At 62.3% G+C, this 14401-nt stretch carries 16 protein-coding genes; 8 read left to right on the forward strand and 8 right to left on the reverse strand.

Features of this window, described 5'->3' with window-relative positions:
- Positions 1 to 185 precede the first annotated feature (185 nt).
- Genes AC629_RS03335 through AC629_RS03345 form a run of 3 tightly spaced genes read left to right on the forward strand, consistent with a single transcriptional unit; the run spans position 186 to position 2761 of the window.
- Positions 186 to 1265 carry a DUF2336 domain-containing protein gene (locus tag AC629_RS03335; RefSeq protein ID WP_084803356.1) on the forward strand — a complete coding sequence of 360 codons (1080 nt, stop codon included), beginning with the start codon at positions 186 to 188 and terminating at the stop codon, positions 1263 to 1265.
- Positions 1262 to 1591: a PilZ domain-containing protein gene (locus AC629_RS03340; RefSeq protein WP_084803357.1), complete on the forward strand. Its 330-nt coding sequence runs from the start codon at positions 1262 to 1264 to the stop codon at positions 1589 to 1591. Before AC629_RS03335 ends, AC629_RS03340 begins: the two co-directional genes overlap by 4 nt.
- A gap of 48 nt (positions 1592 to 1639) precedes the next feature.
- The gene (locus tag AC629_RS03345; RefSeq protein WP_084803358.1) at positions 1640 to 2761 is read left to right on the forward strand and encodes an HD-GYP domain-containing protein; all 1122 of its coding nucleotides are present in this window, start codon (positions 1640 to 1642) and stop codon (positions 2759 to 2761) included.
- A 41-nt stretch (positions 2762 to 2802) separates the two neighbouring features.
- Here AC629_RS03345 and AC629_RS03350 read toward each other — a convergent pair whose 3' ends face one another.
- Positions 2803 to 3006 (reverse strand): hypothetical protein, encoded by a 204-nt coding sequence (locus tag AC629_RS03350; RefSeq protein WP_084803359.1) that lies wholly within the window; start codon positions 3004 to 3006, stop codon positions 2803 to 2805.
- Positions 3007 to 3154: 148 nt separating this feature from the next.
- The gene (locus tag AC629_RS03355) at positions 3155 to 3832 is read right to left on the reverse strand and encodes a nitroreductase (protein ID WP_084803378.1); all 678 of its coding nucleotides are present in this window, start codon (positions 3830 to 3832) and stop codon (positions 3155 to 3157) included.
- Positions 3833 to 3972: 140 nt separating this feature from the next.
- Here AC629_RS03355 and AC629_RS03360 point away from each other — a divergent pair, with 140 nt between their 5' ends.
- The 4 genes from AC629_RS03360 to AC629_RS03375 all read left to right on the forward strand — a co-directional run bounded on the left by AC629_RS03360 (position 3973) and on the right by AC629_RS03375 (position 7331).
- The gene (locus AC629_RS03360; RefSeq protein ID WP_084803360.1) at positions 3973 to 4935 is read left to right on the forward strand and encodes an alpha/beta hydrolase; all 963 of its coding nucleotides are present in this window, start codon (positions 3973 to 3975) and stop codon (positions 4933 to 4935) included.
- A gap of 126 nt (positions 4936 to 5061) precedes the next feature.
- A complete protein-coding gene (locus tag AC629_RS03365; protein WP_084803361.1) occupies positions 5062 to 5310 on the forward strand; it encodes a hypothetical protein in 249 nt (82 codons plus the stop codon).
- Between the two features lie 444 nt (positions 5311 to 5754).
- Positions 5755 to 6093 (forward strand): pilus assembly protein PilZ, encoded by a 339-nt coding sequence (locus tag AC629_RS03370; RefSeq protein ID WP_084803379.1) that lies wholly within the window; start codon positions 5755 to 5757, stop codon positions 6091 to 6093.
- A gap of 185 nt (positions 6094 to 6278) precedes the next feature.
- Positions 6279 to 7331, forward strand: a complete 1053-nt coding sequence (locus AC629_RS03375; RefSeq protein ID WP_168195386.1) for a type II asparaginase — start codon at positions 6279 to 6281, stop codon at positions 7329 to 7331.
- A 155-nt stretch (positions 7332 to 7486) separates the two neighbouring features.
- On the opposite strand, the gene AC629_RS03380 is transcribed toward AC629_RS03375, so the two are convergent.
- Complete coding sequence (locus tag AC629_RS03380) at positions 7487 to 8362, reverse strand: MBL fold metallo-hydrolase (RefSeq protein WP_084803363.1); 876 nt, start codon at positions 8360 to 8362, stop codon at positions 7487 to 7489.
- Between the two features lie 138 nt (positions 8363 to 8500).
- Between AC629_RS03380 and AC629_RS03385 the strand changes: the two genes are divergently transcribed.
- The gene (locus AC629_RS03385) at positions 8501 to 9484 is read left to right on the forward strand and encodes a glycerophosphodiester phosphodiesterase family protein (protein ID WP_084803364.1); all 984 of its coding nucleotides are present in this window, start codon (positions 8501 to 8503) and stop codon (positions 9482 to 9484) included.
- Here AC629_RS03385 and AC629_RS03390 read toward each other — a convergent pair.
- From AC629_RS03390 to AC629_RS03415, 5 genes are all read right to left on the reverse strand, one after another.
- Positions 9481 to 11103, reverse strand: a complete 1623-nt coding sequence (locus AC629_RS03390) for an ABC-F family ATP-binding cassette domain-containing protein (RefSeq protein WP_084803365.1) — start codon at positions 11101 to 11103, stop codon at positions 9481 to 9483. The genes AC629_RS03385 and AC629_RS03390 overlap by 4 nt on opposite strands.
- A 241-nt stretch (positions 11104 to 11344) precedes the next feature.
- Positions 11345 to 12061: a c-type cytochrome gene (locus AC629_RS03395; protein WP_084803366.1), complete on the reverse strand. Its 717-nt coding sequence runs from the start codon at positions 12059 to 12061 to the stop codon at positions 11345 to 11347.
- Between the two features lie 2 nt (positions 12062 to 12063).
- Entirely contained in the window at positions 12064 to 12543 is a 480-nt protein-coding gene (locus AC629_RS03400; protein ID WP_084803367.1) for a hypothetical protein, read from the reverse strand.
- A gap of 449 nt (positions 12544 to 12992) precedes the next feature.
- A complete protein-coding gene (locus AC629_RS03410) occupies positions 12993 to 13634 on the reverse strand; it encodes an NrsF family protein (protein ID WP_084803369.1) in 642 nt (213 codons plus the stop codon).
- Positions 13631 to 14188 carry a sigma-70 family RNA polymerase sigma factor gene (locus AC629_RS03415; RefSeq protein WP_084803380.1) on the reverse strand — a complete coding sequence of 186 codons (558 nt, stop codon included), beginning with the start codon at positions 14186 to 14188 and terminating at the stop codon, positions 13631 to 13633. Before AC629_RS03415 ends, AC629_RS03410 begins: the two co-directional genes overlap by 4 nt.
- Positions 14189 to 14401 lie beyond the last annotated feature (213 nt).

The following is a 14401-nucleotide window of genomic DNA, read 5'->3' on the forward strand; positions in this document are numbered from 1 at the left end:
GGCGAGGGTCCAATTCAAAGGACAAGCGGGCGGTTCAAGCCTCGCCAAATTTCGATAGCGTTTCCAGCCCCCTCAACGGTGCGGAAATACCCAGGCGATCGAGATATGGAATTCAAAATTAACACCTTTGAAGTGCAATAGCCCGGTTCGAATAGTCAAAGTTTATTTAAATTCAGGCTCCTGCCATGATGGCAAATTCGCCTGCTGATATTCTTGTTGAGTTGGAAGAAGCGGTCGCAGCGTGCCCGCCGGAGCGTTGCGCGCGCATCCTTTCCGGCATGGTGCTCCTGCTCACTGGCAGCCGCGACCGGCCTCAGGAATTGCTGGCCAACGTGGTCGATGGCGTTCTGCTACGATTGACGGAACGGGTCGAGGCCAGCGCACTGGTTCAGCTCAGCACGGCGCTTGCCGAGCTCAAGGTGGCTCCGCCGGAGACATTGCGGCGCCTCGCTTCCCACGACGACCCCGACGTCGCATGCCCTCTCCTGCTCAAATCGCAGGCACTCGCCACATCTGATCTCGAGACAGTCGCGGCATCCCGTGGCGAGCGGCATCAACTCGCGATCTCCGGTCGCAGCGTCATCGAGCCGTCCGTGACCGAGGCCCTCATCAAGCGCGGCGGCCCGATCTGCCTGGCGCTGATCAAGAACCCGGGAACCAAATTCTCCGACGCGGCCTACGCCGCGCTGGTCGCCAGGGCCGACCAGGACGGCGAGATCAAGAAGGCATTGGCACTCCGGCCCGGCACACCCGACCCGGTCGTGCGGAAGTTGCTCTCCGCCACGCCCGGCAAGCCCAACGCATCCTCCGCCCCGCCTGCACCGATTGCGCCCAAGCTGCCCTCCTCGGCCGCCTATGCGAGCGCAAGGCCGGAAATCGTCGCCCTCAGCCGCGTCGGCAAGCTCAACGACTCCACTGTGAACCGCTTCGCGATCCGCGGCGAGACCGCCAACCTGTTCACGGCGCTGTCCGTGCTCTCAGGAGCTCCGATCGAGATCGTCGAGCACGTCATGGTCGATGGCGATTGCGAGGGCCTGGTCATGGCGTGCCGCGCTTCGCGGCTGAACTGGTCGACCACGCTCGCGATCCTGAGCAATCGTAGCGGCGCGCGGCTCTCCTTTGCCGAGCGCGAGCGCGCCCAACACATCTTCGAGACGCTTCTTTTGTCGACCAGCCAATGGACGGTGCGCTGGGGGGAGATAGCTGCAGGCGCCGGCACAATCGATCCGGGACATCGCGGCGCAAGAATGGGGGTTAGCCGATGAGATTTGACAGTCGCAAAACACTTCGCGTCCGGATGGACCACAGACAGCCGGTCAACCTGATGGGCTCGGACGGCACGTGGCGGCGCAGTTGCGTCCTGCTCGACGTGTCGCAGACCGGCGCCAAGCTCGAGGTCGAGGGCTCGCTCGACGTGTTGCAAGCCAAGGAGTTCTTCATGCTGCTGTCGTCGACGGGGCTTGCCTACCGGCGCTGCGAACTGGTGTGGATCGACGGCACCATGGCCGGCGTCCATTTCATCAACGCCGACGGCAAGAAGAAGGCAACGAGCGGACAGGCGGCTGCGCCGAAATCCGCTCGGGGCAAGTAGACTCATCCCACGCATTGAACTCCAGTACAGCAAAGTCCACTCCAGACCGTGCAGAACGTGCGAACCATACCCGGCCCCGTCAAAAGCGGCGGCGGCATCCGAGAGACGGAAGCGGTACGGCCATTCGTGCATGTGCTGGCCGACACGTCCGACAAGCTGGCGGGCGTCTGCTCGATCCTCGATGGTAAGTTCACCGTTGCGGGCGAGCGGCTCGACGCCGACGCCAAGCTGTCGCAGATGCCGTCCGCCATCGTCATCCGTGCGGAGCTGCGCGACGTCGACAACATTGCGGCCATCAAGAAGCGGGCCGGCAGCCTGGCGAGGGCAAAAAAGCGCATCTTCCTGCTCGAGCACACTTCTCACGTCGGCATTTCGCAGGCCTATGCGCTTGGTGCGACGCTCGTCCTCCCCGCGACCATCAACCGGATCAGGCTGCTGGCGGCGCTGGCCGATCCGGCCGACCCGGCGTCGGTATCGTCCACCGACACGCCGCAGCCGGACAACGCCGTCGAGACCGCAGCAACCGCGATCGCATCGATGTTCTCTTCAGTCACCCTCGGCCAGCCCCTCGACATTGACGGCACCAAGGAAGCCGGTCGCCAGATCGCCGACCGCATTACCCAGCACGGCCTGTCGGAGTGGCTCACGACGGTGCGTCGCCATCACGAAGGAACCTATCAGCATTGCCTGCTCGTGACCGGCGTCGCCATCGACTTCGGCCTCAGCCTCGGGGTCGGGCGGGCGGACCTGGAGCGCCTGTATACGGCTGCCATGTTCCACGACATCGGCAAGGCACAGATCCCGCTCGCCATCCTCGACAAGCCCGGCCGCCTCGATGCCGAGGAGCGCGCCATGATCGAGACGCATCCGGCGGCGGGCTACGACTTTCTGAAGGGCCACGACAAGATCTCGCCGGAGATCCTCGATACCGTGCGTCATCATCACGAATATCTCGACGGGAGCGGCTATCCGGATGCGCTCTGCGCCGAGAGCATCGGTGACGTCGTGCGAATTCTCACGATCTCGGACATCTTTGCCGCACTGATCGAGCATCGTCACTACAAGCCGACAATGCCGCGCGCGGAAGCCTACAATATTCTTTGCGGGATGAACGGCAAGCTGGAGAAGGCGCTCGTAACCTCGTTCAAGCAGGTCGCGTTAACGCGGTGAGCGCCACAAACCGCGCCAGGAACGACGTCGCGAACACGGGCCTAGTGCGTGGTGCGATATTTGGCGCGATGCGGGATGGAGCGGCAGGCTAGTCCTTCCGCAAGCCGCTTCATGTCCTCGTGTCTGCCGCTGCGGATCAGCTTGCCGAACTCATCGGGTGTGAAGGGAAGACTCGGATCATCATCAATCGGGCGCCGCACTCGCGGACCGAAGAACCGTCGAACCAGGCTAGCCAGCCGCCGCATGTCAATTCCCTCGCGCCAGCAACAAACCTTTTAGTCCGCATATTGTTCCTCCCGCACGATCGAGATTGCAAGAGGCCGCAAGGACCCCGCACCAAAAATTTCAGCGAGAGAATAATCTCCTCCTCGCCGCGTCATTCGGCCGATCGTGCTAATCGGCAAAGCCGACATAGCGTACGAACTCCCCGTTGCCCTCGCGATCCGAGCGAACTGCATTCGCGGCAAAGTTGTCGTCGGGATATCCCATCGCGACACAGGTCATGATCACCTCGTCCTCCGGAATCCTGGCAACCTCGCGCACGATGTCGGAGCGCATGATGCCCTGCCCGTTGATCACCGAACCGAGACCGCGGTCCCAGGCCGCGAGTACGATGCCGTAGCAGAGCGCGCCGAGATCGAAATGGCAGACCGCGCCGGGATCGAGCACGCGGTCATAGGTCAGCACCAGCGAGACCGGCGCGTCGAATTGGCGGAAGCCGCGCAGCACCCAGTCCTGGCGCATCGGCTTGTCGTCGCGCGCGATTCCCATCGCACCGAACAGCTTCTTGGCAATGTCGACCTGCCGCGTGCGATGCACGCCCTGATATTCGCCATGGCTGACGATGTCGCGCTTGACCTTGGCGCCGCCAACCATCTCTTCCATGTTGCGGCGGCGCACCTCTTCCAGTGGGCTGCCTGTGAGCACGTGGACATGCCAGGGCTGGGTGTTCATTGACGACGGCGCACGCTTCGCGCTTTCGATAATCGCCTCGATCACCGCGCGCGGCACCGGCTCGTTCCTGAAACCGCGCACGCTGCGGCGCGACTGGACCAGCGTTTCGAATTCCACCTCAAGACCTCCCTGCCCGTTCATCCCGCCGGCGTTGCGACAGACCGCCAATTGCCGACGCGGCGCGCGAAATCTATGCTAACGCTCAAGCAAGACCAAGAACCCCGTGTGGACCTGCCACACTCCGTGAGGACCTAACAATGCCTGCGCCGCTCGATCCCGTCATCGCCCAGATCATTCCGCTGCTGCCGCTGCGCGATCCCACCACGATGACGCCACAGAGCGCCCGCGATTCCTTGCGCGCACTGGCTGCCGCGCGCGCGGCCGTGCCGCCGCCGCCCGTCGATGCGGTGCAGGATATCAAGGTGACAGGCGGTGCCGGCCCGCTCGACGCGCGGGTCTACCGCATCGGCACCACGCCCGCACCGACCGTGGTGTTCTTCCACGGCGGCGGCTGGGTCGCGGGCGATCTCGAGACGCATGACCGCCAGGCGCGCAACCTCGCGATCGAGACCGGCGCCGTCGTCATCTCCGTCGACTATCGACGCCCGCCTGAAACGAGCTTTCCCGGCGCCTTCGAGGACGCCTTTGCCGCAGCAAGCGACGTGTTCAACCGCGTCGCGGAATTTGGCGGCGATGCAAAACGCCTCGGCGTTGCCGGCGACAGCGCCGGCGGCAATCTCGCAGCCACCACCGCGATTGCCTGCCGCGATGCGGGCATCAAGCTCGCGGCCCAATTGCTGGTCTATCCCGTGACCGATGTCGTCGGCAGCTACGCCGATGCGCGTGAGAACGCGCGCTTTCCGTCACGATCCGAGAATGCTGAAGGCTACTTCCTCTCCCGCGCCGTGATGGAATGGTTTTCCGGCCATTATCTCGCCGAGCCCAACCACGCCGCCGACTGGCGCGTCTCCCCGCTCCGCGCCACCTCGCTTGCCGGCGTCGCGCCGGCGATCGTGACCACCGCCTGGTTCGATCCACTGCGCGACGAGGGGGCGGCCTATGCGCGGGCGCTGGAGGCCGCCGGCGTCCGGGTCAAGCACCACGAGGGCGCGGGCCTGATCCATGGCTATTTCGGCCTCGGCGACGCCTCCGAGGTCGCGCGAGCCGAGGCGCAGCGCGCACGGGCCGACTTCAGAGCGTTGCTGGCGCAAGGGGCGTAGAGGGGCTTAGAGGGGCTGGACGGAAAAAAATCCGCGATGACGGCCAGAGCCGTCGTCGATCCTGCTTGATTGCGCCACGATTCGCGGCTCCAATCCGTGCGCCATCTTTGGTTTAGGGAGACACCCATGATGAAACGGATTTTCCTCGCTGCGATCGTTGCCACCTTTGCAGCGGGCTCGGCCCTCGCGGAGGACACCTGCGAGAGCAAGGCGGTCGGCAAGGACGGCAAGCCGCTCGCAGGCGCAGCGAAGACCTCATTCCTGAAGAAGTGCAAGGCGGACGCCTGCGCGCCCAAGGCTGTCGGCTCCGACGGCAAGCCGCTCGCGGGCGCAGCCAAGAACAGCTTTATGAAGAAGTGCGAAGTCAGCGCCTGATCGCTGCTGGTTCGCCATTGCTTCACGGACGCTATCCAACTTCGTCATGCCCGGGCATAGCCGTCTTTAGGACGGCGTCGCTTCGCTCGCCTATGTCCCGGGCATCCGCCCATGTGTGTCCGTGTGGCATAGAACATGGATGGCCGGGACAAGTGTTTAGCCAGGCGACATGGCCGACACCTGTTCGGACACATCACTGACAGGTTCGAAAACACGGACGTCGGCTTGCAAGGTCGGCGTCAAGCTGTCCGAATTAACCACCAATTCCGATCCAATTTTAAATAGACAACAACGCTGCTTGTTAGCGTAAGCCGCGCAGATCAACGTGTAGCCATTGCCGTTTTCCGGACGTCGGCGGGACCGGGAAACTGATTTCGTAAAGTGTGATCGCGCTCGTTGCGATCGCTCGATTGGAAGTTACCTCTTCATTTGGAGCTTCTCGCCATGATCGAACGTCGTGCAATGAAGCGCATACCGATCAACCGGGCGGCGCGGCTGTCGTTTGGTGAAATTCGTGGGACTCATCCATGCCTGGTGCGCGATATCAACGCCTTGGGCGCCTGCATTTCCACGCCGTACTACATATTTGCCAAGGAGTTTGTCCTGTCGTTCGACGGCCATTCCGGATTTTTCATCTGCCGTGTCGTGTGGAGAAAGGAGACGCTTTGCGGGGTTTCCTTCGTCCTGCGTCGTCGCTCGCCGAAATTGGCGAACGATTCCGTCGCGCCCACAAATATGGTGCGACTTGATCGCCAGATTGTGCGCCGCGGCGGGCCTCTTTAGCTTGGAGTTGTCGGCCTAGCTCCGAGCGCCCAAACCGGACCATCCGAAAGCGTCGCCACCTAGACAGGAGGCCTCGACTGACAGATCATGCAGTGCTGAGCGAACTGGGGCGCATCGACGAGGCTTTCTAGGAACCGGAGGTCGAGATGTGGCAGCTTCGAGTGCGTGATCACGTAATGTCGACAATGAGCGTGCTCTTCGTGCTGCTCATCAGTTTTGGAGTCGCGGACGCGAAGAGCCCCGGGTTGCCCAATGTCATGGTTCTGGCAACTGGCGGCACGATCGCCGGCACCGGATCGAGCAGCACCACCGTGGTCGGCTACACCGCAGCCACGGTGGGCATAGAGAACCTCTTGAACGCCGTCCCCGAACTGAAAACGGTGGCTAACGTCAAGGGCGAGCAGGTTTTCCAGATCGCCAGCGAGAACATGAACAATGACTACTGGCTCAAGCTTGCAAAGCGCGTCAACGCTCTCCTCGCGCAGGACGACGTGGATGGAATTGTGATCACGCACGGTACTGATACGATCGAGGAAACCGGCTATTTTTTGAACCTTGTCGTCAAGAGCAAGAAACCTGTCGTCATCGTCGGCGCGATGCGCCCGTCGACTGCGATCAGCGCGGATGGGCCGATCAACCTCTACAATGCCGTGATCCTCGCTGGCAGTGACGAGGCGGTCGGCAAGGGCGTGCTCGTTGCTCTCAACGATCAGATCAACGCGGCTCGCGAGGTAACCAAGACCAACACCTCGACAGCAGATACCTTCCGCACACCGGAACTCGGCTTTCTCGGCTATATGCAGGGAAACAAACCGTACTTCTATCGTCAATCGACGCGCCGGCACACGGTTGACTCCGAATTTGACGTTTCGGGTCTCGATGTCCTGCCGCAAGTCGATATTGTCTACGGCTACGCCAACATGAACCGGGTCGCGATCGACGCTTTTGTCACCGCCGGGGCCAAGGGGATCGTGCATGCTGGAGTGGGCGACGGCAGCCTGGCCCGACCCGCGGTTGAGCCGGCTCTCGACGAGGCCCACAAGAAGGGCGTCGTGATCGTTCGGAGCAGCCGTGTCGGCAACGGCATCGTCGCGCGTAATGGCGAGGCCAAGGACGACGAACACGACTTCGTCGTCTCAGATACGCTTAACCCTCAAAAGGCGCGTATTTTGCTGATGCTGGCGCTGACCAAGACGACCGATACCAAGGAGATCCAACGTATGTTCTACACTTATTAGACCGCCCGAAGCGCGGTCGCGGTAGCGCTATTTCACATACGCTCTACAATTTCGTCATGGCCGGGCCTGTCCCGGCCATCCACGGTCTTCGCCGTACGGAAAACAAGAACGTGGATGCCCGGGACAAGCCCGGGCATGACGGTGAGGAGGCAACTCTAGTCCCGCTTGAAACGGTAGTCGAAGGCATCGCCGAGCGGCTTGATCAGTCCGGCGGTCGGTGCCGGAAAGTGGATCGGCAGGATCAGCGTGTCAGTATCCGCAACAGAGGCGAAGAACTTGCGCCGCGAGACCGCCGACTGCTTCGGATCCCAATCCGGCTTGGCCGACCAGTCCGGCTCGCGGCACTGGATCTGGTGATGCATGAGATCGCCAGCGACCACCGCGCGCTGGCCTTTTGAAAAGATGTTCACGCAGCAGTGGCAGGGGGAATGCCCGGGCGTCGGCGTCAGCGTGACCGTGTCGTCGAGCGCGTAATCATCGTCGACCAGGAGCGCTTGCCCGGCCTCGACGATGGGCAGGCAGTTGTCGCGGAAGACGGTGCCGGGCGGATTGTTGCCCTTGGCGTGCTCCGCCTCCCACGCGGCGTACTCGCCCTTGTGGAATACGTACTTCGCGTTCGGAAACGTCGGCACCCAGCGGCCATCGCGTAACGTCGTGTTCCAGCCGGTATGGTCGATGTGCAGATGCGTGCAGAAGACGTAGTCGATCTGGTCGAACCCGATGCCGAGCGCAAATAGCTCCTTGCGCCAGCGCTCCTTGCCAGGAAAGTCGAACGGCGGCGGATGGCCCTTGTCCTCGCCGGTGCAGGTATCGACCAGGATGGTGTAACGCGGCGTGCGCACCACAAACGTCTGGTAGGTGATGACCATCATGCCGCGCGCGGCGTCGAACACCTCAGGCTCCATCGTCGGCAGATGGCGCTTGAACACGCCTTCATCATAGGCCGGGAAAAAGTCCTGCGGCCGCCGCCACGGTCCTTCCCGCTCGATCACCGCATCGATGGTGATGTCGCCGATCCTGAGCTGCTTCATCGCCGTTTCGCTCCCTTTTTTGAGGGAGCGTAGCGGGCAGCATGGGGCCGTTCAAGCCGCGCAGCGCCTATGCGTGACCATTGCCGCAAATCAACCTCAAACACCACCGAGGGTGATCGTGAAAATGGGGGATGATGAGTGGGCCGGAAACTGACATTCACGGCGGCAGTCATGATTGCCGTCGCGGCGGGCGTCTACATCAACAACACCAGTCTTCTGGCGCTGCATCGCGACGGCAAGCCGGTGTTGCTCGCACATCGCGGCCTCGCGCAACGCTTCGATGAGCGCGATGTGAAGAACGACACCTGCACCGCCGCGCGAATGTTGCCGCCGGCGCACGACTATCTGGAGAACACGGTTCGCTCGATGCGCGCGAGCTTCGACGCCGGTGCCGATGTGGTCGAGCTTGATGTGCACCCGACCACGGACGGCGAATTCGCCGTATTCCACGACTGGACGCTCGACTGCCGCACCGACGGTCAAGGCATCACGCGCGAACAGAGCATGGCCAAACTGAAAATGCTCGACATCGGCTACGGCTACACAGCCGACGGCGGCAAGACATTCCCGTTTCGCGGCAAAGGCGTCGGGATGATGCCGGCGCTCTCCGAGGTCCTTGGCGTCTTCCCCGACCGGCGCCTCCTCATCAACGTGAAGAGCCGCGACGCGAAGGAGGGCGAGAAGCTCGCCGCCGTGCTGAACGCGCTGCCGTCCGGTCAACGACGGATGATCATGGTCTATGGCGGTGACGAGCCAATTGAGGTGGTCCGTCGCCTCACCCCGGACGTCCGCACGATCTCTCGCGCGGCAATCCGGAGCTGCCTGATCCGTTATATCGGCTATGGGTGGACCGGTCTGGTGCCGGCCGCCTGCCGTGACGCGATTGTGCTGGTGCCAATCAATGTCGCGCCCTGGCTATGGGGTTGGCCCAACCGCTTCCTCGCTCGCATGGACGATGCCAACAGCGCGGTGTTCGTGCTCGGCCCCTACAACGGAGGCGAGTTCTCCACCGGCATCGATACACCGGAGTTGTTCGCCCGGCTGCCGCAAGGCTATCCCGGCGGGGTCTGGACCAACGAAATCGAAGCAATCGCCGCAATCGCGGGCAAGAGCAAAGACTAGCTTCGTAGCCCCGGCGCTTCCTGCCCCGTGCGCGCGACATATTCGGTGTAGCCGCCGCCAAACTGGTGGATGCCGTCGGGCGTCAGCTCCAGCACGCGGTTAGACAGCGTCGCCAGAAAATGCCGGTCGTGCGAGACGAACAGCATGGTGCCCTCGAAATCCGACAGCGCCGTGATCAGCATTTCCTTGGTGGCGAGATCGAGATGGTTGGTCGGCTCGTCCAGCACCAGGAAGTTCGGCGGGTCGAACAGCATCTTGGCCATCACGAGCCGCGCCTTCTCACCGCCGGAGAGCACGCGGCAACGCTTCTCGACGTCGTCGCCGGAGAAGCCGAAGCAGCCGGCCAGCGCGCGCAAGGAGCCCTGCCCTGCGGTCGGAAACGCATCTTCCAGCGACTGGAACACGGTACGTTCACCGTCGAGCAGGTCCATCGCGTGCTGGGCGAAGTAGCCCATCTTGACGCTGCCCCCGACCGCCACCGTACCCTGGTCCGGATCACTCGCACCGGCGACGAGCTTGAGCAGCGTCGACTTGCCGGCGCCGTTGACGCCCATCACGCACCAGCGCTCGCGCCGGCGGATCATGAAATCGAGGCCGTCATAGATGCGTTGGCTGCCGTAGCCCTTGTGGACGTTCTTGAGCGCGACGACGTCCTCGCCCGAGCGCGGCGCCGGCGGGAAATCGAACGCGACGCTCTGGCGGCGGCGCGGTGGCTCGACCCGCTCGATCTTGTCGAGCTTCTTCACACGGCTCTGCACCTGCGCCGCATGCGAGGCGCGCGCCTTGAAGCGCTCGATGAACTTGATCTCCTTGGCGAGCATGGCCTGCTGGCGCTCGAACTGCGCCTGCTGCTGCTTCTCGTTCTGCGCACGCTGCTGTTCGTAGAACTCGTAATCGCCGGTGTAGGTCGTGAGCGAACCGGAATCGATCTCGATCACCTTGGAGATCACGCGGTTAATGAACTCGCGGTCATGCGAGGTCATCAGCAATGTGCCTTCGTAATCGTGCAGGAACTTTTCCAGCCAGATCAGGCTTTCGAGATCGAGATGGTTGCTCGGTTCGTCGAGCAGCATGACGTCGGGGCGCATCAAGAGGATGCGGGCCAGCGCCACGCGCATCTTCCAGCCGCCGGAGAGCTTGCCGACGTCGCCGTCCATCATCTCCTGGCTGAAGCCGAGGCCCACCAGCGCCTCGCGCGCGCGGCCGTCGAGCGCGTAGCCGTCGAGCTCCTCGAAACGGTGCTGCACCTCGCCATAGCGGGCGATGATCTCGTCCATCTCGTCGGCCTTGTCGGGATCAGCCATCGCAGCCTCGAGCTCGCGCAGCTCAGCCGCGACTTCGCTGACGGGACCCGCGCCGTCCATCACCTCGGCAACGGCACTGCGGCCGGACATCTCGCCGACATCCTGGTTGAAATAACCGATGGTGATGCCGCGATCGATCGAGACCTGGCCCTCATCGGGCAGTTCCTGGCCGGCGATCATTCGGAACAGCGTGGTCTTGCCCGCGCCGTTCGGCCCGACAAGGCCGATCTTCTCGCCCTTGTTGAGAGCGGCGGAGGCTTCAATGAACAGGATCTGGTGGCCGGCTTGCTTGCTGACGTTGTCGAGGCGGATCATGGGGTCTTTTGGAGGGAATTTTGCGTTGCAGCGTAATAGGCCATGCGAGCCGCCAGGGGAAGCCCGGCGGGGCCGGGATTCGACCCTCTCCGGGTGCCAGTTCCGCCAATTCACCGGCAGCTCAGCGCTTCGAGACCTCGACGGTCCGCATCATTGCCATCTCTTCATGGTTCGGGAGCGGACATCATCAGCTCGCCACCAGCGAGTCGGCTAAGGGCCCCAAAGGCAGACATTCGGGAAATCAGCACCGTGGTTCGATCATCTTGCTGATTTCCTCAGGTGCGGCGAAAATCACGTCCGCCCGGTCGCCCGTCATCCCGGCCTGCAAGATCGCTGGCGCACCACTCTGCGGGCCGTCTTCACCGGAATCCGTTTTCAGACGCAGATTGCGTTCCCAGAAGTGGCGCGTCTTGCCGTCGGCCGTAGTCACCCGGTAAGTGTCTCGGCAGTGGGTAATGACGGTGACGCGCTGCGTGGGATCAAGGGTCTTCAGATTAGGCGCTTGGCCCCCGCCCATCATTCCACCCATCATGCCTCCCATCCCGCCCATCGGACCCTGAGCGGTGCGTGGCGGCGCAGTACCGAGCTTCGTCGCCTCCTTCAGGAAGGCGAGCAAATCCGCCCGGGCGCGCTCGTCCTTGATGCCCTCGAATGGCATCTCATTGTCCGGGACCATGCGGTCAGGATCAGTAAGCCAAGCATCGAGCGAGCGGTCATCCCAGATGATCCCAGAAGAATTGAGCGCGTCGGAATAGCGCTCGAAGCTTGCCAGCCCGCCAGCCTTACGCCCCCACAGTCTGGCGAGACTTGGACCGGTCATGTTGCGGTCGGGTTCGAGCGAATGGCAAGCGGCGCAAATTCGAAACGCCTGCTGGCCGCGGGACGCGTCGCCTTGCTGGGCGAAAGCCGAGGTCTGAAATGCGACTAAAGCCAGCACGACGAAACCGAATCTGTTCATGGTCATTCCCTCCTCGGCCCGGACCGCAGGTATTTGATGAGCGCGGCCGCCGACAGGATTAGCACGACAACGACCAACAGCCAGATCAGCCCCATAGCCCACATCATTCCAGGCATCATTCCGTCCATCATGAGCGACCTCGTTCTATCGGAAATGCAGATGATCCCGGCCCACGCTGCGTCCGTGATCCGTCCAAGGTCGTCGTCGGGCGCGGGTCGCCGTGAGACTCCGTGTTGCGATCCGAGTGGCCGATACCGCACCTCAAACACTTGTACATCATCAGCTGGCAGCGCGGTCACCACACGCACCACCTCGGCCGTCGTCAGCCAGTGCCAGTTGAGCGCGACGCTGAAAGCGACGACCGTTCCAAGCGTCGGATACAGCACCAGGCGATATCGATCCAGGTAATCGCCCAATCTGCCGCGCAGTGTATCCAGCAGGTTCGTTGCGGTTGCGATGTGCTGGCTGATAACCAGAAGCATGCTCCGTCAGTTCAAGTCGAAATAGAACAAGGGACCGCGCAAACGTTCATCGCCGGGCGCAGTCCCCTGCTTCGATACCACTAGTGCGATTTCGGGCCGCCGTGATACCGCCAGGGCGAACGATCCTCGATCGCGATCGTGGCAGGGCCCGAGACGGATGCACCGCGGTCATATGCGAACGCGGAACTCGCATTGCGCTGTGAGGAAGTTGTGTATTGCGCACTAGCCCTCGCTTCATTCGGCCAATAGCGCTTGTCGGAGATCGTTGCGCCTGCTTGGGCGGTCGCCGACAGCGCCGCCAAAAGGGCGATTGTCAGAAGGCTTTTCTTCAACATGGTCCCGGCTCCATCATTTTGCCAAAGCGCATTCAGCGCGCTTCTAAGGAGGAGTTCGGAGCCAGTCCTTGGAGGGTTACGATCTCACGCCGACGTGATGAGTGATCTGTTTCGTTACCAGCGCAGCAGCCGCGGCCCCAACGCGGCGCCTGCCAGTGTGCACAGCACAATCGTGCCGCCATACCAGAGCGCAACAAAGGGTAGTGAGTCATCGGTGCAGTGCAGTGCATACGCAATCGCGCTCACGCCACCCGCCGCAAGACCGCTGAACGCCCCGGCGCGAACCAGATTGGTTGGCGCCGCCCTTCGCGCTGCCAAGATGATCGCGGCAAAGGGAACAATGGCGATGATCGGAATGGAGATGAGGCATTCAAGCCATTTATCGCCCATCATCATCCTGTCCCAGTGCGAGCTGGGGGCCTGCCCTAGGCTGATGGCAGCAAGCAGGATGATCGCGACAAAGGGCATAGCTGCCAGACCAAGGGAAACTCTTCGCTCTCCTCCCGGACGTACCAGCCGCGACAGGTAAGCCGATGCGACGCCCACGATGGCAAGCGCGAACGCGATTTTCAGGAACAGAAACATTGCGGCGCGGGGCGTCGTCAGATCGGCACGGATACCAAGTCCCAACAGGGTGAGACCAAGGGCTATGACCGTTCCAATCGCCAGCGCGATGCCGACGATGCGGTTGACCCGCCTGTGATTGACCGGCTCGACGTTCATGCTGAGTGCGGCGACGAGTTCGTCCGTTTTCATGGCTCCGCCCTTTGTGCGATTAAGGCCGCTAACGCCTTCAGTCCACGATGAATGTTGACTTTCACCGCCGCTTCCGAGATCGCGCACCTCTGCGCCGCTTCAGCTATGCTCAGCCCGTTAATCTTTACAGCTTCGATCGCGCATTGCATTTTCTTCGGCAAGCGGGTCAGCAACTGCTTGACGTCAAAGCTGTTCTCGGCGCTGACATGATCGTCGTGTGCCACGAGCTCATCAGCTTCATCGATCGGCACGTCAGCGAGCGACGCTCGCGTCCGTCGTAGGAAATCGATCAGTTTGTAGCGCGCGATCGCATGCACCCAGGGCGTCAACGGCTCTGACGGATCGTAAGTATGTCGCTGGATATGGATCGCCAACACAGCTTCCTGCACGAGATCCTCTGCTTCGGATGCACCTCTCCCGATACTGGCGAGCCTGCGCTTGTAGTAGGCTCGCAAGTGTTTACTCAAACGCTCAAGCAGGGTGCGGTGCGACGCCGCATCGCCTTCCTGGCTGGCAAGCATAAGTGCCTTCAGCTCTTTTTCCGTGGTCGTCATGCCTGCCCTATCGGGTAGTTCGGCCATTCACCGAATTTGGTTACAGCCAATCGGGCGAACGGAGCAGAAAATCTGAGATCGCGGAAGTCGGGAGTCTGCCTACTTCTCGCGCCCGAGTTCCGCTTCGGGTCTTGGCTGTGTGAAAACGCCAAGGCGCTTGAGCGCGATAGAAGAAGTTATTCGTCCAAGGCGGTTCTAGCGCTTAAGCTAGCA

Origin of the sequence: Bradyrhizobium sp. NAS80.1, assembly GCF_001908205.1 — a bacterium.
Taxonomy (GTDB): Bacteria; Pseudomonadota; Alphaproteobacteria; order Rhizobiales; family Xanthobacteraceae; genus Bradyrhizobium.

Bases quoted from the DNA above. Each gene is read 5' to 3' on its own strand.
- AC629_RS03395 (WP_084803366.1), bottom strand. From the start codon at position 12,061: ATGAACAGATTCGGTTTCGTCGTGCTGGCTTTAGTCGCATTTCAGACC.
- AC629_RS03365 (WP_084803361.1), top strand. From the start codon at position 5,062: ATGATGAAACGGATTTTCCTCGCTGCGATCGTTGCCACCTTTGCAGCG.
- AC629_RS03335 (WP_084803356.1), top strand. From the start codon at position 186: ATGATGGCAAATTCGCCTGCTGATATTCTTGTTGAGTTGGAAGAAGCG.
- AC629_RS03350 (WP_084803359.1), bottom strand. From the start codon at position 3,006: ATGCGGCGGCTGGCTAGCCTGGTTCGACGGTTCTTCGGTCCGCGAGTG.
- AC629_RS03375 (WP_168195386.1), top strand. From the start codon at position 6,279: ATGAGCGTGCTCTTCGTGCTGCTCATCAGTTTTGGAGTCGCGGACGCG.
- AC629_RS03380 (WP_084803363.1), bottom strand. From the start codon at position 8,362: ATGAAGCAGCTCAGGATCGGCGACATCACCATCGATGCGGTGATCGAG.
- AC629_RS03390 (WP_084803365.1), bottom strand. From the start codon at position 11,103: ATGATCCGCCTCGACAACGTCAGCAAGCAAGCCGGCCACCAGATCCTG.
- AC629_RS03400 (WP_084803367.1), bottom strand. From the start codon at position 12,543: ATGCTTCTGGTTATCAGCCAGCACATCGCAACCGCAACGAACCTGCTG.
- AC629_RS03360 (WP_084803360.1), top strand. From the start codon at position 3,973: ATGCCTGCGCCGCTCGATCCCGTCATCGCCCAGATCATTCCGCTGCTG.
- AC629_RS03370 (WP_084803379.1), top strand. From the start codon at position 5,755: ATGATCGAACGTCGTGCAATGAAGCGCATACCGATCAACCGGGCGGCG.
- AC629_RS03415 (WP_084803380.1), bottom strand. From the start codon at position 14,188: ATGACGACCACGGAAAAAGAGCTGAAGGCACTTATGCTTGCCAGCCAG.
- AC629_RS03340 (WP_084803357.1), top strand. From the start codon at position 1,262: ATGAGATTTGACAGTCGCAAAACACTTCGCGTCCGGATGGACCACAGA.
- AC629_RS03410 (WP_084803369.1), bottom strand. From the start codon at position 13,634: ATGAAAACGGACGAACTCGTCGCCGCACTCAGCATGAACGTCGAGCCG.